22 protein-coding genes are annotated in these 22,086 nt (G+C 52.8%); 20 read left to right on the forward strand and 2 right to left on the reverse strand.

All coding sequences use genetic code 11. The features are described from left to right. The first annotated feature begins 360 nt into the window (after positions 1-360). Positions 361-1,344 carry an RluA family pseudouridine synthase gene (locus tag KJS40_RS05165; RefSeq protein WP_244859767.1) on the forward strand — a complete coding sequence of 328 codons (984 nt, stop codon included), beginning with the start codon at positions 361-363 and terminating at the stop codon, positions 1,342-1,344. Positions 1,345-1,520: 176 nt separating this feature from the next. Then, positions 1,521-2,471: a S49 family peptidase gene (locus KJS40_RS05170; RefSeq protein ID WP_213539331.1), complete on the forward strand. Its 951-nt coding sequence runs from the start codon at positions 1,521-1,523 to the stop codon at positions 2,469-2,471. 20 nt (positions 2,472-2,491) lie between these two features. Here the strand turns inward: KJS40_RS05170 and KJS40_RS05175 are convergent, their stop codons facing one another. Further along, entirely contained in the window at positions 2,492-3,199 is a 708-nt protein-coding gene (locus KJS40_RS05175; RefSeq protein ID WP_213539332.1) for an SAM-dependent methyltransferase, read from the reverse strand. Then, positions 3,196-3,792 carry a Maf family nucleotide pyrophosphatase gene (locus KJS40_RS05180; protein WP_025040571.1) on the reverse strand — a complete coding sequence of 199 codons (597 nt, stop codon included), beginning with the start codon at positions 3,790-3,792 and terminating at the stop codon, positions 3,196-3,198. Before KJS40_RS05180 ends, KJS40_RS05175 begins: the two co-directional genes overlap by 4 nt. 225 nt (positions 3,793-4,017) lie before the next feature. Here KJS40_RS05180 and KJS40_RS05185 point away from each other — a divergent pair, with 225 nt between their 5' ends. The 18 genes from KJS40_RS05185 to pstC all read left to right on the forward strand — a co-directional run bounded on the left by KJS40_RS05185 (position 4,018) and on the right by pstC (position 22,003). Continuing rightward, positions 4,018-4,515, forward strand: coding sequence for a YceD family protein (locus tag KJS40_RS05185; protein WP_213539333.1), 498 nt, complete (start codon positions 4,018-4,020; stop codon positions 4,513-4,515). A gap of 25 nt (positions 4,516-4,540) precedes the next feature. Then, positions 4,541-4,720 (forward strand): 50S ribosomal protein L32, encoded by a 180-nt coding sequence (gene rpmF, locus KJS40_RS05190; RefSeq protein ID WP_025040569.1) that lies wholly within the window; start codon positions 4,541-4,543, stop codon positions 4,718-4,720. 52 nt (positions 4,721-4,772) lie between these two features. Next, the gene (plsX, locus tag KJS40_RS05195) at positions 4,773-5,834 is read left to right on the forward strand and encodes a phosphate acyltransferase PlsX (RefSeq protein WP_213539334.1); all 1,062 of its coding nucleotides are present in this window, start codon (positions 4,773-4,775) and stop codon (positions 5,832-5,834) included. Continuing rightward, the gene (locus KJS40_RS05200) at positions 5,831-6,790 is read left to right on the forward strand and encodes a beta-ketoacyl-ACP synthase III (RefSeq protein ID WP_280520244.1); all 960 of its coding nucleotides are present in this window, start codon (positions 5,831-5,833) and stop codon (positions 6,788-6,790) included. Before plsX ends, KJS40_RS05200 begins: the two co-directional genes overlap by 4 nt. A gap of 197 nt (positions 6,791-6,987) precedes the next feature. Next, entirely contained in the window at positions 6,988-7,938 is a 951-nt protein-coding gene (fabD, locus tag KJS40_RS05205; protein WP_213539335.1) for an ACP S-malonyltransferase, read from the forward strand. A gap of 83 nt (positions 7,939-8,021) precedes the next feature. Then, the gene (gene fabG / locus KJS40_RS05210) at positions 8,022-8,762 is read left to right on the forward strand and encodes a 3-oxoacyl-ACP reductase FabG (protein WP_213539336.1); all 741 of its coding nucleotides are present in this window, start codon (positions 8,022-8,024) and stop codon (positions 8,760-8,762) included. Positions 8,763-8,922: 160 nt separating this feature from the next. Then, complete coding sequence (gene acpP / locus KJS40_RS05215) at positions 8,923-9,159, forward strand: acyl carrier protein (RefSeq protein ID WP_011380423.1); 237 nt, start codon at positions 8,923-8,925, stop codon at positions 9,157-9,159. A 35-nt stretch (positions 9,160-9,194) separates the two neighbouring features. Then, positions 9,195-10,442, forward strand: a complete 1,248-nt coding sequence (fabF, locus tag KJS40_RS05220; protein WP_213539337.1) for a beta-ketoacyl-ACP synthase II — start codon at positions 9,195-9,197, stop codon at positions 10,440-10,442. Positions 10,443-10,766: 324 nt separating this feature from the next. Further along, positions 10,767-11,756, forward strand: coding sequence for an endolytic transglycosylase MltG (gene mltG / locus KJS40_RS05225; protein WP_213539338.1), 990 nt, complete (start codon positions 10,767-10,769; stop codon positions 11,754-11,756). 280 nt (positions 11,757-12,036) lie between these two features. Next, a complete protein-coding gene (locus KJS40_RS05230; RefSeq protein WP_213539339.1) occupies positions 12,037-12,987 on the forward strand; it encodes a CoA ester lyase in 951 nt (316 codons plus the stop codon). 356 nt (positions 12,988-13,343) lie between these two features. Further along, positions 13,344-14,534: a malate--CoA ligase subunit beta gene (locus KJS40_RS05235; protein WP_025040561.1), complete on the forward strand. Its 1,191-nt coding sequence runs from the start codon at positions 13,344-13,346 to the stop codon at positions 14,532-14,534. Next, positions 14,535-15,422, forward strand: coding sequence for a succinate--CoA ligase subunit alpha (gene sucD, locus KJS40_RS05240; protein ID WP_213539340.1), 888 nt, complete (start codon positions 14,535-14,537; stop codon positions 15,420-15,422). 63 nt (positions 15,423-15,485) lie between these two features. Further along, positions 15,486-15,875 (forward strand): hypothetical protein, encoded by a 390-nt coding sequence (locus KJS40_RS05245; RefSeq protein ID WP_213539341.1) that lies wholly within the window; start codon positions 15,486-15,488, stop codon positions 15,873-15,875. A 369-nt stretch (positions 15,876-16,244) separates the two neighbouring features. After that, positions 16,245-17,957, forward strand: coding sequence for a multiheme c-type cytochrome (locus KJS40_RS05250; RefSeq protein WP_213538462.1), 1,713 nt, complete (start codon positions 16,245-16,247; stop codon positions 17,955-17,957). Between the two features lie 33 nt (positions 17,958-17,990). Then, positions 17,991-19,037 carry a hydroxylamine oxidation protein HaoB gene (gene haoB, locus KJS40_RS05255; protein ID WP_244859619.1) on the forward strand — a complete coding sequence of 349 codons (1,047 nt, stop codon included), beginning with the start codon at positions 17,991-17,993 and terminating at the stop codon, positions 19,035-19,037. A 357-nt stretch (positions 19,038-19,394) separates the two neighbouring features. After that, on the forward strand, positions 19,395-20,102 hold the full coding sequence (gene cycA, locus KJS40_RS05260) for a cytochrome c-550 CycA (protein WP_213538460.1): 708 nt from the start codon (positions 19,395-19,397) through the stop codon (positions 20,100-20,102). Next, complete coding sequence (locus tag KJS40_RS05265) at positions 20,102-20,701, forward strand: NapC/NirT family cytochrome c (protein ID WP_053111332.1); 600 nt, start codon at positions 20,102-20,104, stop codon at positions 20,699-20,701. Before cycA ends, KJS40_RS05265 begins: the two co-directional genes overlap by 1 nt. A 357-nt stretch (positions 20,702-21,058) precedes the next feature. After that, the gene (pstC, locus tag KJS40_RS05270) at positions 21,059-22,003 is read left to right on the forward strand and encodes a phosphate ABC transporter permease subunit PstC (protein ID WP_213539342.1); all 945 of its coding nucleotides are present in this window, start codon (positions 21,059-21,061) and stop codon (positions 22,001-22,003) included. Positions 22,004-22,086: the final 83 nt, after the last annotated feature.

Consider the following 22,086-nt stretch of genomic DNA (forward strand, 5'->3'; position numbering starts at 1 on the left):
AACTTTGTCATGTATGTCGGGCTGCTGGTGTAAGATGACTATTTCTCTGGCTTGTCACAGTGGCCCTGCTTTTCTGACAAGCAGAGCCAGGAAATTAAGTTTCAATCAGGCTTCGACTATGGCTGCCCGCAAGCGGGCGCTACGAAACTGAAAACTGAAATCGACGTGTGCTTCGAGCGCGTAAATCCATTACTATCGCTACTTTAGTGGTGAGCGACGTTAACCAGATTTCGGGATTGGCTCTTATACCTCGGACAAAATCCCATCAACAGCGCCACTTTACGCACCGGATAAAGGATAGGCTGGAACCCCGAATTGGCAAGTATAAGTAGAACTAAGGATTTAGGCAAAGAATTTCCTCTGAGTCCGGCGGTTACAGAAATTATAGGCGAGGACAGTAAAGGTCAGCGTATCGATAATTTCTTGATCAAACGCCTGAAAAATGTGCCTAAAAGTCATATCTACCAGCTATTGCGGAGCGGGCAGGTTCGACTTAACAGCAAGCGCATCGGTGCGGATTGTCATCTTCAACTGGGCGATATGGTACGTATACCACCGGTGAGGATGGCGGAAAGAAGTTCTGCACTCAGAAAGAAAGTAACTAAAAGCCAATTTATTCCATTCGAAATCTTATTTGAGGACGAAGTCCTTATCGTCATCAATAAGCCCGCGGGAGTCGCAGTGCATGGCGGCAGCGGCGTGAGTTTCGGTGTCATCGAGCAATTACGCGCCCAGCACCCCGACTGGAAATTTCTGGAACTGGTCCATCGCCTCGACAGGGAGACTTCCGGGATTTTGCTCCTGGCCAAGAACCGGGCTGCGCTCGTTGAATTGCACCGGGTGATCCGTGCAGGGATGATGGAAAAGCGGTACCTTACGCTGGTAAAAGGCAAGTGGCGCAATACGAGACAAAGCGTCAAGCTGTTTCTCAGGAAATACGTGACGCCCGCGGGCGAACGGCGCGTGGCGGTGATTGCCGATGGGAAAGGAAGCGAAGAGGGGAAGAGCTCTCACACCGTTTTTAATCTGAAAAAATCCTGGCAGAATTTTAGTCTGCTGGAAGCGGAGTTAAAAACGGGCCGTACTCATCAAATTCGCGTGCATCTCGCTCATCTGGATTTCCCCATAGCAGGCGACGATAAGTATGGAGACTTCGCATTGAACAGGGAACTGATGAGGCTTGGCCCCGAACAAGGTCTCAAGCGCATGTTCCTGCATGCCTTTATCATCGAAGTTACGCATCCGGTAACCGGGAGAAAGCTTTGTATTGAGGCGCCGCTGGCGGAAGACCTACGCAAATTTTTGCTTGAGCTGGATGCTGATAGTACGCCTTTGTGCCCATAATGGGTCGGCGAGCGATATACCTGATTTTTCCGGCCAGCCGGAGGCCTGCCAGGATTCCATCCCTGACTCAGACAAGGGGAAGGGGTTTGCGGAAATAGGGTAGAAAGCGTAACGTTTTGGTTGAACTCGGTTCCGCGCAGTTCGCTATATCACTTCATTGGAAGGATTGAAATAACATGGCAGATTCAGAAAATCGCAACGAAGGATGGGAAAAGCAGGTGCTTGAAAAACTGGCGCTCTCTTCTCTGCAGGAACAGCGCAGGGCGCGTCAATGGAGCATATTTTTCAAGTCGCTTACATTTATCTATTTGTTTATTTTGTTATTCATCTTCTCTGGCTGGTTTAGTGGGGACGATATGTCCATGTCGCGTAAACATACTGCCCTGGTCGAGCTGCGGGGCGTAATCTCTCCCGATAGCGTTAGCAGTGCTGATAATATCAACGCCGGCTTGCAGCATGCGTTCAAGGATGCAAAAACGCAGGGTGTTATCCTGCGCATCAACAGCCCGGGCGGCAGTCCGGTACAGGCGGGGTACATCAATGATGAGATCCGCCGTCTGCGTGCCGAGTACCCGGAAATTCCTCTTTATGCCGTAGTAGAAGACATCTGTGCATCCGGTGGTTACTATGTTGCCGTCGCTGCCGATAAAATTTACGTGGATAAAGCGAGCATGGTCGGTTCCATCGGCGTGCTGATGAACGGATTCGGTTTTACGGGCGCGATGGAAAAACTTGGCGTCGAACGGCGGTTGCTCACCGCAGGGGAAAACAAGGGCTTTCTTGATCCTTTTTCGCCTCCCAATCCGGGTCAGGAGGAATACGCCAAAAAAATGCTGAACGATATCCACGAACAATTTATTCAGGTAGTGAAGGAGGGAAGGGGGGGGCGCCTGAAGGAAACACCGGAGATATTCAGCGGCATCGTCTGGACGGGTCAAAAAAGCATAGAACTGGGGCTTGTCGATGCGATAGGCAGTGCAGACTATGTCGCGCGGGAAATTATCAAAGCTGAACACATCGTGGATTACACGACCCGGGAAGGATTCAGCGAGCGCCTCGCCCGACGCTTCGGCGCAGTAGCGGCGGAGGCACTGATTGCCACGGGAATCGGTGGAGGGTTGCGGTGATTACAATTTTGCCTGATCGGTCAGCCCTGCAGCAAAAAGATGGCGGGTTTATCATGAACATCGGGCAAAGCTTGTTTCCATTCCCGGATTGTTCTGGTTGAAATGAATTCATCTGCCAGGGTGAGGTTGCAGGCGATGCAAAGAGCAGTGTCATCACGGCAGGTGGAAAGAATGGATTCCAGCAACTTTTGGTTACGATATGGCGTCTCGATAAATATCTGGGTTTGATCGCCGGTTAACGAATTTTTTTCCAGCTCAACTATTTTTTTGGTACGCCTGTCATTTTCAACGGGAAGGTAACCGTGAAATGTGAAGCGCTGACCGTTCAATCCCGACGACATCAGCGCCAGCAGTATGGAGGATGGCCCTACCAGCGGCACCACCCGGATATTTTTTTGATGAGCAAGGCGCACCAACCCTGCCCCAGGGTCCGCTACCGCCGGAGAGCCCGCTTCAGATAAGAGTCCGATATCGCTGCCTTCGAGGAGGGGTGCAAGCAGTTTTTCATATTCCCTGGCTTGAGTGTGTTCATCCAATACCTGCATGCTGATTTTCTGTATTGGCAGGACGCAACCGATCTGTTTCAGAAACCGCCGCGCGGTCTTTGGGTGCTCGACAATATAATGATCAAGCGCCGCTACGCATTGTCGGACAGCGGGGGGGATTATCCAGGTGATATCACTTGGGCCCAAGGGAGCGGGAATGAGATAGAGAGTACCGGAATTCACACTATCTCCACACCTTCGCGCGTCAGCATTTCCACCAGTGCAATCAGCGGTAACCCGATCAGTGCACTGGGATCCTCGCTTACGATATGTTCGATCAATGCGATCCCCAATCCCTCGAGCTTGGCACTTCCGGCACAGTGATACGGCTGTTCTCTATCGAGATAATTGTCAATTTGCCGGTCGCTTAGTTCACGGAATTTGACGCGGGACGAGACAAGTCGTATCTGCATATTGTCTTTATCGCTATTCAGCAGGCTCAAGGCAGTATGGAATACAACCTCTTTTCCGCGGATGAGGCGCAACTGCTGGGTCGCATTTGCATGATTGAGCGGTTTGCCGAGCTGAATCCCCTCCAATACCGCTACCTGGTCAGCGCCTATGATCAAGGCATCAGGGTGACTCACGGCAACCATGCGCGCCTTTGCGGCGGCCAAGCGCAAGGCAGTCGTGTCAGGACGCTCTTCGGCCAGGGGAGTTTCGTCTATTTCCGGATTATAAACTTCAAATGGAATTTGCAAGCGCCGAAGCAGTTCGTGGCGATATATGGAACTGGATCCCAACACAAGTCGCTGGGCAATTCGTTGTGTTTTCAAAGTTTATCTTTATCAGGTTTTTGACACTAAGAGGCAAAAAATATATTATGCGCGCCGTATACATACTACATACATGCCCACAAGAATACATGCCGGCAGATTTTAATCTTAAATACACAAACTTATCAATTGAACAGCATTGACGGATGCAATTGAAGCGGGGTAGCGGGCAATACGCGAAAGAGAATATTCACATTTCATTTTATAAAAAAGATTTCTACTCTTATGCCGGTACGACTCATCATTGATGCTCTCGATTTTGCCCATAATGCCGGGGCGCATCATGGTAAAATCGCGTTGTCCGAGCTCGATCGGTTACAGGATTATCTGACGTCCGGCGGCGGCGAGTTGCAATACGCGATAACTGGCGCGCTGGACATAAATGCCAGGCCGCTCCTGAAAATAGCTGTTCAGGGGTCGATAAATCTCTGTTGCCAGCGTTGTCTGGGCGAATATGGATATGTGCTGGATTTGCGGGCGTACCTGCTGCTGGCGCAAAATGAAAATGAGCTGTCCCGCCTTGATGAAGATGAGTCGGTCGAGTGTGTTCTGGCGACCCCCGACATGGATGTTATGGCGCTGATCGAGGACGAAATAATCCTGAGTTTGCCACTTTCCCCACGTCATGGGGAAAGCGAATGCTCGATCAAGCAGGATAGTAAGGATATGGCAGGGGAAAGATCGCTTTTTGCTGCGTTGGCGGCACTGAAAAGCCTGCATTGAAAATATATTTAAGGAGCTGAATACCATGGCAGTCCAACAGAACAAGAAATCCCCATCCAAGCGCGGCATGCACCGTTCGCATGATTCTCTCACCAGTTCGCCGTTGACGGTGGACCCCGGTACTGGCGAAGTACATTTGCGTCACCATATCAGCCCCACCGGTTATTACCGGGGCAGAAAGGTCGTCAAAGCAAAAGGAGATTAAATCGCCCCGTTCTGGGGATCAACTCTATCCCCACCTCAAGGGCGTTCCAAAATTGAATATCACCGTAGCGGTAGACTGCATGGGTGGCGATCACGGCCCTCATGTGACGGTTCCTGCAGTCGTCGAGTATCTCCATCGTAACACCGGAAGTGACATCATTCTGGTTGGACTGCCCGACGTTATCGAAACTGAATTGCGCGCCGCCAAGGTTGCCTCCAGCCCCCGGTTGAGGATTCACTCCGCAAGTGAAGTAGTGGGCATGGACGAGTCGCCCGCCCTCGCATTGCGAGGTAAGAAAAACTCTTCGATGCGAGTCGCTATCAACCTGGTAAAGAGTGGTGAAGCACAGGCATGCGTCAGCGCAGGTAACACCGGCGCATTGATAGCAACGTCCCGGTTTGTGCTGAAAACACTTCCTGGAATCGACCGACCGGCTCTGGCCGTGGTATTGCCCACCATAAAAGGGCACACTTATGTGCTTGATTTAGGTGCCAACGTGGATTGTAGTGCGGAGCATCTGCTTCAATTCGGGGTGATGGGGGCAACCTTGATATCTTCCGTTGAAAACAATGAGAAGCCCAGCATCGGCTTGCTGAATATAGGCGAGGAAGAGATCAAGGGCAATGAGGTAGTGAAACGGGCAGCAGAGCTGCTGCGTAACAGCGGCCTTAATTTTTACGGCAATATCGAGGGTAACGACATCTATAAAGGAACAACCGATGTGGTTGTATGTGACGGATTCGTGGGTAACGTGGCCCTGAAAACTTCGGAAGGGGTGGCGCAAATGCTTTCCACTTACTTGCGTGAGGAATTCAGGCGCAATCTGTTCACAAAATTCGCGGGACTCATCGCCTCGCCAGTCATTAATGCATTCAAGCGCCGGGTGGATCACCGCCGATACAATGGCGCCAGTTTGCTGGGGTTGCGCGGGGTCGTCATTAAAAGCCATGGCTCGGCTGATAGTCACGCGTTTGGTTTCGCTATTGCCCGGGCGGTGGATGAGGTTCGCAGCGGAATGCTGAATCACATCAGCGAACGGGTTGCGCAGCTGCCGCATCATCCAGAAAACTCATCCTCATATCCTCGGCCTCTGGCGGAAGAGAATCGCGCATGATGTACTCCAGGGTTATCGGGACAGGCAGCTATTTGCCTGAAAAAATTCTCACCAATCTTGATCTTGAGCAAATGGTGGATACCAGCGACGAGTGGATACGCAGTCGTACCGGTATTGCACAGCGGCACATCGCGACGGATAGCCAGATGGCGAGCGATCTGGCGCTCAATGCCAGCCGTGAAGCAATGAAGGCTGCGAAGATCGATGCTGGAGAAATCGATCTGATTATTGTCGCCACCACGACGCCGGATGTGATTTTTCCCAGTACGGCCTGCATTCTGCAGGATAAGCTCGGCGTGAAGGATTGCGCTGCATTTGACGTGCAGGCTGTATGCAGCGGCTTTATCTATGCGCTTGCCACCGCTGATATGTTTATTCGTGCCGGAAAATATCGTACGGCTCTGGTCGTCGGGGCGGAAGTCTACTCGCGCATACTCGACTGGAGCGACCGTAGTACCTGCGTGCTATTCGGCGACGGCGCAGGTGCTGTCGTACTCACCCGGAGTGATCGCCCGGGAATAATTTCAAGCCATCTTCATGCGGATGGAAGCTATAAGGGTATCCTGACGGCGCCTGGAAGCTTTTCTCATGGCAAGATTCAAGGCAACCCGTTTGTTATGATGGAAGGCAATACGGTCTTCAAATTTGCTATAAAAGTCCTGGAAGATGTTGTGCGCGAGGCTTTGGCGGAAAATAATCTGGAGGTATCCGATATTGACTGGCTGATTCCCCATCAGGCTAATATCCGTATCATTATTTCCACGGCAAAAAAATTGGGTATCCCAATGGAAAAGGTGGTTGCCACGCTGGACAAGCATGGCAACACTTCAGCCGCCTCCATTCCGCTGGCGCTGGATGTTGCCGTACGCGATGGCCGCATTCAATCCGGTCAGCATGTACTTCTGGAAGGCGTAGGAGGAGGATTTACCTGGGGAGCGGTATTGATTTCATGGTAGAGCTGCTAACCTCCGCGTAAATCACAAGAAGCGTGTTTTTACCGTCTGATTATCCCTCGCTTTTATTGTTTGTCGCAATAAGGCATTAGAAGAATGCTATTTCCTAATTTAATGCAACACTATTATCCCGGTTTTACTCTCATCCAAAGATATCCAGGAATTATCAACTGCTTCTGTTCAAATGGATGCAGTCAACAATGACTGCTTCCGTAAAATTCGCATGTGTTTTTCCCGGGCAGGGCTCGCAATCGATAGGCATGATGAAGGGTTATGCTGATTTCCCCATCGTGCGCGAAACCTTTGCCGAGGCATCTTCTGTGCTCGGGCAGGATTTTTGGACGATGGTCAATGATGGTTCGAGCGATGAGCTTAATCTGACTGTCAATACTCAACCGCTGATGCTGATGGCCGGCATTGCGGTATATCGCGCCTGGCAAAGCCTGGGAGACGTGAACGCGGCACTCATGGCGGGCCATAGCCTGGGAGAATATACTGCCTTGGTGGCGTCGGGCGCACTGGCTTTTTCAGATGCGCTATCATTGGTACGCTTTCGAGCCGAGGTAATGCAACAGGCAGTACCGGAAGGTGTCGGCGCCATGGCGGCAATTCTCGGGCTTGACGATGAGGTAGTGAGAGCGCTTTGCGACGAAATCACAAATTCTTCCGACGGAGAATTGCTGGAGCCGGCGAATTTTAATTCGCCTGGCCAGATAGTGATCGCCGGTCACAAAAATGCAGTGCTGCGCGGGATGGAACTGGCCAAGTCGAAAGGCGCGAAGCGGGCGCTGATGTTGCCTGTGAGCATACCTTCGCATTGTTCCCTCATGAGCCAGGCGGCTGACAGACTGCAACAGCGGTTGGAATTGCTGATGCTCAGGGCGCCAGCAACGCCACTGTTGCACAATGCTGACGTGCAGCGGCACGAAAATCCTGAAGGCATAAAAAGAATTCTGATACGGCAATTATGCAGCCCGGTGCGCTGGACCGAAATCGTTCGCTCTTTTGCTTCCGCCGGCGTTACCCATGTGGTGGAGTGCGGGCCGGGAAAAGTACTGTCGGGGCTTACCAAACGTATAGATGCGAATTTGCAGAGCCTGGCACTGGCGGACAGCGTAGCGCTTCGCCATGCTGTCGACATATTATTGTAGGTTGCCATACTATTGATGAGCTTGGCGGCTTTTATAGCGCAGAGCTTATCCTTGTTGATCTTGACTGGGTGTACTGGAGAATAATGCTGCAAAATCAGATCGCGTTCGTAACCGGCGCCAGCCGCGGTATCGGTCGGGCCATTGCGCTTGAGCTGGCCAGGCAAAATGCCACCCTGATAGGCACTGCCACTACCGAGGGTGGCGCCCAAATCATTAGCGGCTACCTCAAGGAAGCGGGCTTCAAGGGTGTCGGCATGACATTGAACGTAAACGATGCTGTTCAGATTGAGAGCGTTCTTAAAGCCGTACAAGAGGAATTTGGCGATATCGCAATCCTGGTGAATAATGCCGGCGTTACCCGCGATAATTTGCTTCTTCGAATGAAAGATGAGGAATGGGATGAAATCATGGAAACTGATCTCAAATCAGTATTCCGTTTGAGCCGCGCAGTGCTGAGAGCCATGATGAAGGCCCGTTATGGGCGCATAATCAATATCTCCTCGGTGGTAGGCTCTACCGGCAATATGGGTCAGGCTAATTATGCCGCTGCCAAAGCCGGCATAGCCGGCTTCAGCAAATCTTTAGCGCGTGAAGTGGGTAGCCGCAACATCACTGTCAATTGTATTGCACCTGGTTTCATAGAGACTGACATGACACGTTCTCTCACCGAAAAACAGCAGCAACTTCTGCTCCAGCAAGTCCCTCTGGGCAGATTGGGGCGTCCGGAAGAGATCGCCTCGGCAGTCGCTTTTATTGCGTCGCCGGGTGCAGCGTATATTACCGGCGCAACACTTCATGTGAATGGCGGAATGTATATGGATTAATAGTGCATCCTCAATTTTTTTGCCATTCAACCAGTAAATTGCCGGGAAAACCCCTTTATGGGTCAGGTTGATTACTTTTGAGCTTCAAAGCGTTCAGATTTTATTAATACCAAAAACTTGCTAGAATGACGGCGTTTTTCTTACCGGAAGAGGTATCTAGATGGAAAATGTAGAGCAGCGTATAAAAAAAATAGTGGCCGAGCAGTTAGGAGTGAATGAGGCCGACGTCAAGAGTGAATCTTCTTTTGTGGATGACCTGGGTGCCGATTCGCTTGACACCGTAGAGCTGGTCATGGCACTGGAAGAAGAATTCGAATGCGAAATCCCTGATGAACAGGCAGAGAAAATCAACACTGTTCAGCAGGCTATCGACTACATCAATTCCCACAGCAATTAATTTTTGCTTCAAGCACATCCCATATCGGAGCCACCTTGTCCAAGCGTAGGGTAGTTATCACCGGACTGGGCATGATTTCGCCTGTCGGTAACACCGTTTCAGATGCGTGGACTAACGTTCTCGCTGGAAAATCCGGCATTACACGAATTACTCGTTTTGATGCTTCCGCATTTGCCTCTCAGATAGCCGGAGAAGTAAAGGATTTTGACGTTACGGAATATCTTTCCGCCAAAGATGCGCGTCGTATGGATATCTTCATCCACTACGGTATGGCGGCAGCCATCCAGGCGGTCCGGGACGCAGGTATTGACGATATAGCCAATACCTCTCTTGATGCCGAGCGCGTTGGCGTCAATATTGGCTCCGGCATCGGCGGTTTGCCGATGATCGAGGCCACGCATGATGTTTTTCACGCTGGCGGTCCGCGCAAGATATCACCATTTTTCATACCCAGCACCATCATTAATATGATTGCGGGTAACTTGTCCATTAAGTTTGGCTTCAAGGGACCGAATCTCGCGATTGTCACTGCCTGTACCACCGCTACCCACTGCATCGGCGACTCAGCCCGGTTGATCGAGTATGGAGATGTGGATGTGATGGTGGCAGGCGGTGCCGAGTCATGTGTAACGCCACTTGCCATTGGCGGTTTTGCCTCGGCGCGGGCGCTGTCGACCCGCAACGATGATCCTGTTACCGCCAGTCGGCCATGGGACATGGGTCGGGACGGCTTTGTCCTGGGGGAAGGCGCCGGGATTCTGGTTCTGGAAGAACTGGAGCATGCCAAACGTCGCGGCGCGAAAATTTACGCTGAGCTAGCCGGCTTTGGCATGAGCGCGGATGCTTATCATATGACAGCACCTTCGGAAGATGGAGAAGGTGCTGCGCGCTGTATGAATAATGCGCTCAGAAATGCGGGGATGAATTCCACTGAAGTGGACTATATCAACGCGCACGGCACCTCGACGCCGTTGGGAGATATAGCGGAGACTGTCGCGGTGAAGCGCTGCTTTGGCGAACACGCGAAAAAGCTTGTAGTGAACTCTACAAAATCGATGACTGGGCACCTGCTCGGGGCTGCTGGCGGGATTGAAGCCATATTCAGCGCCCTGGCCTTATATCATCAAGTGGCTCCGCCCACTATCAATATTTTTGATCAGGATCCCCAATGCGATCTGGATTACGTTCCCAATACTGCTCGGAAAATGGAAATTAACGCTGCCATGTCAAACTCGTTTGGCTTTGGCGGCACAAATGGCACACTTGTTTTCCGTAAAACCTGATTTTCGGTTAAGGTAACGATAAACGAAGGCTCACTATAAAAGTGAGCCGGATCGTGCAGGCGGGGTAATGCCTTTCGAGGGACGTGCCATTCCGGGGGAAACACGAACTCCCTATCTTGCTTAGGGATATCTCGTGCAGCGCCAAGGAGCTTTCTTCGGCCTCAAACTGGCAACGCCGTCCGCCAGCCACATATCTTCGAGTTGCGGTAAAATAGTTCATCCACTACGCCATACTTGTGGCTGACCCTTCACGCATTGTGATCATCCTGATTTTGCCAGTCGAGCTGCCAACCGAGCGCTTCACAGATTTATTCAGAGGTTCTTTTGCGTACGCTAAAACGCTTGATCTTTCTTGCCTTTGCCGGGGTCTTGCTGTTCGCTGGATGGCTCGCTTACCAACTTAATGTTCCGGTTCAGCCCCCCACGGTTCCTTACGAATTTTCCATCAAGCCGGGCAGCAGTTTAAAAAGTGTCGCAAAGCAATTAGCCGACGCTGGCATTTTGCCGGATATGTGGTCCTTTGTCCTGCTATCGCGGGTAATGGGGGCTGCGTCATCGGTCAAGGCGGGTGATTATGAGATTAGTGCAAGTATCTCGCCGCTGCAATTGCTTGAACGCATCACCAACGGTGACATCAATCAGACCGAGATCAGATTCATAGAAGGCTGGACTTTTTCCCAGCTCAGGCAGACGCTGGATGAGCACCCGGCGCTTCGGCACGACACTGCTGGTTTGACCAGCGGCGAAATCCTGCAACTGATCGGTGCAACCGAAACCGCCGCAGAAGGATTGTTTTTTCCCGATACCTATTTTTTTGCACGCGGCAGCAGTGACGTGGCAATATTAAAACGTGCCTATCATGTGATGCAGAACCATGTCGCCACCGCATGGGCTGAGCGCGCGGCAGATCTTCCGCTGGCAAGCCCCTATCAGGCTTTGATTCTGGCTTCAATCGTCGAAAAAGAAACCGGAAAGGAAAGCGACCGCGTCCTGGTAGCTGCTGTCTTCCTCAACCGGTTGCGATTAAACATGTTATTACAAACTGATCCCACCGTTATTTACGGTCTTGGTGACAAGTTTGATGGCAATCTCCGAAAAAAAGACCTTTTAACTGATCAGGAATACAATACTTATACGCGCCGCGGCTTGCCGCCGACGCCCATTGCTTTGCCGGGGCTCGCCTCCATTCAAGCTGCACTCAATCCCGCCCGGACCAATGCGCTCTATTTTGTCGCCAAAGGGAAGGGGGAATCGCACTTCTCCAATGATTTGGCAGAGCATAACCGCGCCGTATCAAGATATCAGAAGCAATAGGGCCAAAACTCGATCTTATTCATAATGTATTTAATCCGTAATAAAAACTACGACCGAATTAACGCTGATCGATCTACGGCTTGCCTCGACTCCAGCCAATGATTTCCTCCATCACCAAAAGTAAATTGACATTACCGTCTTCAAAAGTAGAATGGCGAGTTATCAATAAATAACAAAATGGGGCCCAGGTTGCATTGGTTCAACCAGGGCTGAACATTGAAAATCCGTAGTCCTCTCCCAACTACGCCTCCAAATCAATTAAATTCGATCAGGAAGATTAATGAGTCATACATTATATGAAGCATCCGTTTTGCGCATCCAGCGCTGTGAATTGGCTGTTCCCGGTTCAAACCCGGGCATGTTTGAGAAGGCGTTGAAAAGTGGTGCAGATTTCATCTTCCTCGATCTTGAAGACGCAGTTGCTCCCGACGACAAGCTGACTGCGCGTAAAAATATTATCGAAGCGCTCAATGATCTGGACTGGAAAGCGCATGGCATTACCGTCTCTGTGCGCATAAATGGCCTGGACACGCAATTCATGGTGCGTGACGTGGTTGATCTGGTCGAGAAAGCAGGCGACAAGGTGGATACCATATTAATTCCGAAGGTGGGGGTTTATTCTGATGTTTATATGGTTGAAGCCATGCTGAACCAGCTGGAAATGCAACAAGGGCTAAAAAACAGAATTGGTATTGAAGCGTTGATCGAAACCGCTTTAGGAATGGCAAACGTAGAAGACATTGCCCGAAACGGAGCGGCGGGCCGCCTTGAAGCGCTGCATTTCGGGGTAGCTGATTATGCTGCCAGTAATCGCGCCAGAACAACAAATATTGGAGGGCTCAATCCGGACTATCCGGGTGATCAATGGCATGCCGCCATCAGTCGCATGACCGTTGCGTGCCGTGCCTTCGGATTGCGCCCTATCGACGGCCCGTTTGGCGATATTAAAGATCCGGATGGCTTCAAATTGGCGGCGAGAAGAGCCGCGGCATTAGGCTGTGAAGGTAAATGGGCTATCCATCCGTCTCAAGTCGCGCTCGCCAACGATGTATTTACGCCGCCTGCCGCGGAAATCGAAAAAGCACAACGTATCCTGGTTGCCTTGAAAGAGGCGGCCGCTCAAGGTAAAGGCGCAGCCGCATTGGATGGGCGGCTCATCGATGCCGCTTCGGCAAGAATGGCCAACAACGTGGTCAGAATGGCAGAGGCAATGCGCGCCAAAGGCGTGTAATGCACTTTTCGAGGCCGCGATTAGCGGCCTTTTCTTTGTTGGTTGTTGACTTGTCGGAATGGGTTATGGAATTGCAGGAAGCCATTTCTATTGAAACAGTTAGCTGCACCGGAGCCCTATCTGTGCATGGCAGGTTTCCAGCCATCTTTGTCCATCTTGACGGAGCGTAGTGAGGCTGGCGCCTGTGAAGCCCGAATCTGCTTCGGCTGAGGGTTCCTGCCTTCAAAACGATCAATTCCGCACCGGGACCCGTTAGGACGGGCATGGTTCTCATTGATTGACGTGGCCTGTTCTGCTGAACAGCCTCATGAGATAACCGGATAAGACTATTTGATAATAAAATAAGGTGATGCATCTTGGATATACACGAGTATCAGGCGAAAGAGATTCTGACGAAATATGGCGTCAAGATCGCGGAAGGCGGTCTGGCTTACAGCCCCGATGAAAGTGTACAGCGGGCTAGAGAAATTGACGGAAATGTTTGGGTAGTAAAAGCACAGATTCATTCAGGAGCGCGCGGTAAAGCCGGCGGTATCAAGATCTGCAAGACGCATGATGAAGTTAAAGCGGCTGCGGAAGAATTATTGGGAAAATATTTGATAACGCATCAAACCGGGCCAATGGGTAAAATTTGCTCAAGGGTTTACGTTGAAGCAGGGACGCAAATTGCCAAAGAAATCTATCTTTGCTTTTTGATCGACCGGAGTTCGGAGCGGGTCGTCATGATAGGTTCTGCCCGAGGCGGAATGGAAATCGAGGAGTTGGCTGAAACAGATCCTGATGCCATAAAAAAAGTTTACATTGAACCCTCTGTCGGTCTCCTGGATTTTCAAGCGCGGGAGATGGCTTTTGCGCTAGGGTTGGAAGCTACGCAATTAACCCATGCTGTCAAAACGATAAAGGGTTGCTATCGCGCGTTACGCGACCTCGATGCGAATATGCTGGAAATCAACCCCCTGGTTGTTACGGGCAGCGGCGAACTCATCGCATTGGATGCAAAAATGAGTTTTGATGACAATGCCTTGTTTCGACGTCATGAAGTTGCTGAGTTGCGCGATAAAACTCAGGGGGACCCACGGGAAATGGCGGCTGGCGATCAAGGACTGAGTTATATCGGCCTGGATGGCGACATCGGTTGCGTGATTAACGGCGCCGGTCTGGCTATGGCCACCATGGATATGATTCAACTGGCTGGCGGAGATCCGGCAAATTTTCTTGACGTTGGCGGTGGCGCATCTGCTGAGCGTACAGAAAAGGCGTTTCGTCTGGTATTGGCCGATAAAGGAGTTAAGGCAATATTGGTCAATATATTTGCCGGGATCAACCGTTGTGACTGGATCGCGGAAGGCGTCGTGCATGCCGTGAACAATATCGGTATTAAAGTCCCGCTGGTTGTACGTTTATCAGGCACAAATGTTGAAGAAGGTCAACGCATCATTGCTGAAAGCGGTCTTCCCATTATCACGGCAAAAACGTTGGCGGAAGCGGCGGATAAAGTTGTCCAGGCCCGTAATGAGGTAGTTGCAGAAGAATGCAAAGGAATGTAAATGGCTATTTTAATTGACGAAAACACGCGCATCATAATCCAGGGTTTCACTGGTAAAACCGGTACTTTTCATGCGCAGGATATGATTAACTACGGTTCAAACGTGGTGGGAGGCGTAACCCCCGGCAAGGGCGGACAGCAACACCTGGGTCTGCCCGTCTTCAATACGGTAAAAGAAGCTGTGGAACAAGTCGAAGCAGACGCCACTATCGTATTTGTGCCGCCCGCGTTTGCAGCGGACTCGATCATGGAAGCGGCGGATGCCGGTATCAGATATTGTGCGGCCATTACTGACGGGATTCCCACACAGGATATGATGACCGTCAAGAACTTTTTGCGACGTTTTTCTATCAAAGATAGAATGGTGCTCACAGGCCCTAATTGTGCCGGCACGATCAGCCCAGGCCGGGCAATGCTGGGGATTATGCCGGGGCACATCTATAAGAAAGGAAATGTCGGGATTATTGGCCGCTCTGGAACGCTGGGTTATGAAGCAGCAGACCAGATGAGGATTCTGGGTATCGGCATATCCACTTCGGTAGGTATTGGCGGGGATCCGATCATAGGCAGTTCCCATCGTGATATCCTGGAAAAGTTCGAAGAAGATCCTGAAACGGAAATAGTCGTCATGATTGGCGAAATCGGAGGGCCGCAGGAAGTTCAAGCCGGTATTTTTGCCAGAGATCATATGAGCAAGCCGGTAATTGCCTATATCGCAGGCTTAACCGCACCGGAAGGTCGTCGCATGGGGCATGCCGGCGCGATTATTTCGTCTCCGGGCGAAAGTGCGGCGGAAAAGGTTGCTATGCTGAGGGATCTTGGTGTCACGATCTGTCCGACACCTTCTGCCATTGGTGAAACCGTTGCAGCGGTATTGTCCAGAATGTAAGTTCTATGTAACTTCTACGCGGATCATGGTTTTGCCAGATGTGATTGAGAGCGAGGTTTAAAAATGGCAATCTGGATAACGGCGTTAAAAATCATTCCATGGGGAAGCGTGCTGGAATCCGCACCTCATATTGTCAAAGCGGCGAAACAGGTTTTTTCCGCGGCAAAGTCCGACTCGAGCGGTTTTGCGGACGCATCAAGCTCGCCAGTCGGCGACGGATTGGTTAATCCGGATAAGCTGGATAAACGGGTTCGTCTGTTAGAGGCAAAAATCATTGAATTGAGCAATGAACAGAGAGCGTCCGCTGAGTTGATCAAATCACTTGCTGAACAGAATGCACTTGTCGTTGAGGCTATCGAAGTTTTTCGGGTCCGGGTAAAGATCCTGCTGATCGCATGTATTTCATTGGTTGGCGTGCTGGCCGGTGTCGTATTCTGGCTTGCGACGAAATAATATTTGGGTCTTGAGCGTTTCTTCTGAATCCGCATTTTTTTCTCCTGTGTTTTTTTCAACTTTGTATTGCATACCTTCCGCAGCCACCTCATCTATTTTTCTACGCTTTTTTTGGAATGGCAGGCCCGGACAGATCATTTGTACCGGCGCGGACAATTTATTTGTTCGCTACACTACCCTCAATTTTCTTGACACGAAGTAGTTGTACGTTTAGGCTACGCGGTGTTTTAGGGAGGCCTTGGGGATAGTCCTGGGGGATTTACAGAAAAGACAGATATCGGACTAGGGAGAGGCCCTGATTGCTTAGCGATTTAGGTTTCGAGTCTGGATATCGGACACAACAAATCAACACGGAGTAAGGAGAGAAAAATGGTTGTCAAGCCTTGGCTGAGGCTGGTCACGCTCGCATGCGGCGCCTTATTGGCGGCGTCTGCCTACGCGGACTTTCCCAGCGTCCCCAAAGAAACGTACAAAGCGCTGAACCTGCAGCAATCGGCCTCACCGAAAGAATTGCACCAGGCGCTGGTCAAGCGCTACAAAGACCCGGCACAAGGTGCGGGCCGTGGCACCCTGGCCAAATACTGGGAACCGATTCCCATGAGCATGTACTTTGACCCTGCCTCCTTCTACAAACCGCCCACCTCCATGAAAGAAGTGGCAGCGCGCGACGAATGCGTCAAATGCCACACCGACGAATCGCCGGTCTGGGTCAACGCCTGGAAAAAGAGCACCCACGCCAACCTGGACAAGATCCGCAACTTAAAGCCTGACGACCCCATTTACTACAAGAAAGCCAAACTGGAAGACGTCGAGAAGAACCTTCGCTCCATGAACCGGCTCGGCGCCAACGAAAAGCTCAAGGAAGTTGGTTGCATCGACTGCCACGTCGACATCAACGCCAAAGGCAAAGCCGACCACATGAAAGACCTGCGCATGCCCACCGCAGACGTCTGCGGCACCTGCCACCTGCAGGAATTTGCCGAACGCGAATCCGAGCGCGACACCCTCATCTGGCCCAACAAACAATGGCCGCAGGGACGCCCCTCGCACGCCCTTGACTGGAAAGCCAACGTCGAAGTTGCCGTATTTGCCGCCATGCCCCAGCGCGAAATCGCCGAAGGCTGCAGCATGTGCCACACCAACCAGAACAAATGCGACATGTGCCACACCCGGCACGAATTCTCCGCGGCCGAATCGCGTCAGCCCGAAGCGTGCGCCACCTGCCACAGCGGCGTAGACCACAACAACTGGGAAGCCTACTCCATGAGCAAGCACGGCAAGATCGTGTCCCTCATGGGTGACAAATGGAACTGGGAAGTCCCCCTGAAGGACGCCTACGCCAAAGGCGGGCAGACCGCCCCCACCTGTGCCGGCTGCCACTTCGAGTATGAAGGCAAATACGCCCACAACGTCGTACGGAAGATACGCTGGGCCAACTACCCCGCCGTTCCCGGCATAGCCGAGAACATCACCAGCGAATGGTCCGAAGAGCGGCTTGACTCCTGGGTCAAGACCTGCACCCAGTGCCACTCCGAACGCTTCGCCCGCTCCTACCTCGAATTCATGGACAAAGGCACCCTGCATGGCCTGGCCAAATTCAAGGAAGCCCACGGCGTAGCCGAGAAACTCTACAAGGATGGCCTGCTCACCGGCCAGAAGACCAACCGTCCCGCCCCCATGGCACCCGACAAAGAAATGTTTGCCGGCTTCACCCAGCTCTACTGGTCCAAGGACAACAACCCTGCCGCCATCGAGCTCAAAGTCCTGGAAATGGGCGAGAACAACCTGCCCAAACTGCACGTAGGCCTGGCCCACGTCAACCCGGGCGGCTGGACCTACACCGAAGGCTGGGGACCCATGAACCGCGACTACGTCGAAGTCATGGACGAAAACACCAAGATTCGCGAAATGGCCGCCTTGCAGGCACGGGTCGCCAAGATGGAATCCAGTCGACGCTCCAGCCTGCTTGACATCCAGAGCACCGATGACAAGCTCTCCCTGGGCGGCTTGGGCGGCGGCATGCTCCTGGCCGGCACCTTAGCCTTAGCTGGCTGGCGCCGCCGTGAAAAAAGCGAACGCTAACATTTGAGCACCTCAACTTCAACCCGCGCCCCCGTGGCGCGGCGCAACACCAAACTCCTCCCCTCACTGGGCATCCTTCTGGTGGCGGGAGGAATTCTTTTACTCCTCTGGTTTGGCTGGCTCTGGTTCAACCCCGGCCCCGCCCCCTATCGCTACCAACTCGTCACCGAAGGCGGCATCGACCAGTTTCCGCAACTGGGCCTGCCGGCAGGCATCGACCCCGCCCTCAAGCTGGCCCAATATGAAGTCTATGCCGAAGGCGTCGACCAGCCCCTGGCACTCACCCACACCGCAAGGCTGGGCACCGAGCCCCCCGTGCGGCTCGACTGGGAAAACCACACCAGCGAACTGCTCGTCACCGTCGACAACAAACTCAGCGAACTTGCCGCCCTGTCGGTGGCCATCGCCAAGCATGCGCCCAAAGACGCACTCATCCTCGCCTGGTGGGACACCTCGCGCCAGGTCAACCTCCTGGCCGGACGCGACACCCTGTTCACCACCCGCATCGGCGAACCCCTGATCGTCCCCACCCCGTGGCTTGAGCGCACCGACGCCATCAAACGCTACGAGAACGAATTCTGGGGCGCGCCCGCCGGCGAGCAGGAACGCGCCACCTTCCAGCGCTTCGCCGACGCCCTCCTGGCCCCGCCCGAGACCGGCGCCGCCCTGCTGCGCGAACTGGCCGGCAACCGCGAAGCCTACATCGCCATCCACGTCAACGACCTCTACAAACTGGGGCTCATGCGTCCCAAACAGTTTGACGTCACCTACAAGAACTTCCCCATGGAAGGCAACATGCACGGCCTGATCGGCTACCTCAAGACCTGGATGCAGAGCAACCAGTTCGACACCTACACCCTGCAATCCATCTCCGACAAAATGGTGCGTGCCTACTTCCTGCACAAAGGGCCCAACAGCGAGAGCCTCATCGCCCAGATGCTGCCCTTCACCGAATCCCAGCCCCTGGAACTGCAAGCCCTCCAGCTCATCTACCAGCAAGGCGGCTACTGGGTCTACAAGATCCCCGCCCCCGGCGACAGCGCAAGCGCAAGCGGCGCCGACCTCCCGGAAGGCACCTGATTCCGGCGATATAACGCAGACACAGCGACAGACCCACCGAGCAGACCCCAGACCCGCCAGCTCCATCAGACCACCGCCCCGGCCCACCCGCCTGCGGCGGGCTGGCGGTACCAGTGGTACCAGAAAGAGTCATGGTACTGGTGCTACCCGTTTACAGAAACCGGAGATACAGTATGGGCAAAATCCGGAATCCGGTAGTAGACCGCGCATTTGTCGCTTAAGCGTTATAATACAAAGGATTTTACGTTTCCCGTGAGCTTCGCTTTCAGGGGCACGCTGCAAGCGTCGGATTCAGGATAAAAAAAGGTTTTAATAACACCCGGATAATTTTGTCTCGCCAGAAAAAAAGGAGAAACCATGAGCCATCGCATGACATTAGTCCTCGCCGCAGCCGCCATGCTGGCGGTAGTTGCAGGCAGTGCTACCGCGCAATCGTATGAAGGCCGCAAGAAGTGCAGTTCCTGTCACAAGAGCCAGGCCGAATCGTGGGGCGACACCGCGCACGCCAAGGCCATGGACTCCCTGAAGCCCAACACCAAGGCCGAGGCCAAGAAGAAAGCCAAGCTCGACCCGACCAAGGACTACACCAAGGACAAAGACTGCGTAGGCTGTCACGTCGACGGCTGGGGCAAGGAAGGCGGCTACACCGTCGAAGACCCGAGCAAGTTCACCACCGGCGTCGGTTGCGAATCGTGCCATGGTCCCGGCTCCAAGTATCGCGGCACCCACCGCAAGGCTGGTGCTGCTTATGAAAAATCGAAGAAGACCGCTCCGCGCCAGACCCTGGCCGATGCCGGACAGGACTTCAGCTTTGAAGAAAGCTGCAACGCCTGCCACCTGAACTACGAAGGCAGCCCGTGGAAGGGCGCCAAGAAGCCCTACACTCCCTTCACCCCCGCGGTGGACAAGAAGTACACCTTCGACTTTGACAAGTACGTCAAGGACACCAAGGCCATGCATGAGCACTACAAGCTGGACGGCACCTTCACTGGAGAGCCGAAGTTCAAGTACCATGACGACTTCCAGGCCAAGGCCAAGGTGGGTGTGAAAGGTTCGGAGGACTGATGGCGGGAATGAAAGCAGGCGGCACCCTGCTCACAGGTGCCGTACTGGGGATCGTGATGGTGGCGGTGGTATTCGGCGGCGAGGCCGCCGTCTCCACCACCGAATTCTGCACCAGTTGCCATTCCATGAGTTATCCCGCGGAGGAGCTCAAGACCTCCTCGCACTATGGTGCGCTGGGGGCCAACCCCGGCTGCAAGGATTGCCATATCCCGCAGGGCTTCAAGAACTTCCACCTGGCAGTGGCCACCCACGTGGTGGATGGGGCGCGCGAGCTGTACATGGAGTTTGCCGAGGATTACTCCACTCTGGAGAAGTTCAACGAGCGCCGGCTGATTATGGCGCACGATGCGCGCATGAACCTGAAGAAGTGGGACAGCCGCACCTGTCGTGAATGCCACAAGAATCCGCAACCGCCCGGTGCTGACGCCAAGGCTGCACACAAGAAGATGGAGACGGAAGGGGCGACCTGCATCGACTGCCATCAGAACCTGGTGCACAAGGAGGCCCCCGAGACCGACTTGAACGAGAGCAAGAAACAGGGCAAACTGGTCCTCAAACCCGAAAAGAAGGATGATGACGAGGAGGATGAGGAGGAGTGAGCCGGATCACTCCGGCTACCGCTACAGCATCTGACACACCTCATCCATTCACCCGAACCGCTGTTTCCCGCGTCCGCGCGAGGGAGCGGCGGTTTTACTTGCATCAAGCAATAGTGCCGGTTTCCCAGACAGAATTCGATGAAAGAGCCCGATTGGATTTCCGGGCTGGATGGTGATAACGCTCAGTGACAAATGAGCTGACAAACAGCTGAAAAATGAGCGGTCAATCTACTACCGGCTTCAAGTTGAAATGGTGGAAAGGATTGCCGACTCCTTCTGGCACTGTTCCGATGTGTCACGAAACTGTAATATACCCATCGTAACATGTAGCCCTGCCCAAGGACCGCCCCTTTTAAAATGCAGTTGCCTGCGACAGCACACCCTCCTGACGAAATCACCCACCCCAAAAGACTCGGGTATAGCTATCGCCGTCATCTGGGCGAGCGTTTTATTGAAGCGCTACTGTTTCTGATGGCATTTGTTTCGGTTGCGATTACCGTTGCCATCGTGGTGATGCTGGTAAAGGAATCATTTGTATTTTTTGAACACGTCCCGCTTTGGGAATTTCTGACCGATACCCAATGGACGCCACTGTTTGATGATGCACATTACGGCATTCTCCCGCTCATATCCGGTACTGTGGTAAGTTCCGGCGTGGCGCTCCTGGTTGCCATTCCCCTGGGCACTATCACCGCCATATATCTTTCCGAATTTGCGCCTTTTGCCGTGCGTGAAGTTGCCAAGCCATTTCTCGAGTTGCTGGGCGGTGTTCCAACGGTCGTGTATGGTTATTTCGCATTACTATTCGTAACACCCCTGCTACAGAAGATTTTCCCGGATTTGCCTGGTTTCAGTCTTCTTTCCGCCGGATTGGTGATGGGCATCATGATTATCCCCTATGTAAGCTCCATGGCTGAAGATGCCATGCGTTCCGTGCCCATGCATTTGCGGGAAGGCTCCTACGCGATGGGGGCCACGAAGTTCCAGACGGCGATAAGGGTGGTGATGCCTGCCGCGTTTTCGGGCATAGCCGCTGCTTATATACTTGGTATCTCCCGTGCTGTGGGTGAAACGATGGTGGTGGCGATAGCTGCCGGCATGCAACCCAATCTCACCTGGAATCCAATGGAACCCGCAGCTACCATTACCGCCTACATCGTACAGGTAAGCCTGGGTGACCTGCCTCACGGCAGCATTGGTTATCAAACTATTTTTGCCGCTGGTCTTACATTGCTGCTATTGACATTGACGTTCAATATCATCGGGCATGTTCTGCGTAAGCGTTATCGCGAAGTGTATTAAAATCAGCGCGATTGCTGATCCTATTGCTATTTGACAAAATGACTTTTCCCTACCTTTCCGGCTGTTCAGTCTCGGGGCTTTCT

The organism is Nitrosospira sp. NRS527 (assembly GCF_018406445.1).
GTDB lineage: Bacteria > Pseudomonadota > Gammaproteobacteria > Burkholderiales > Nitrosomonadaceae > Nitrosospira > Nitrosospira briensis.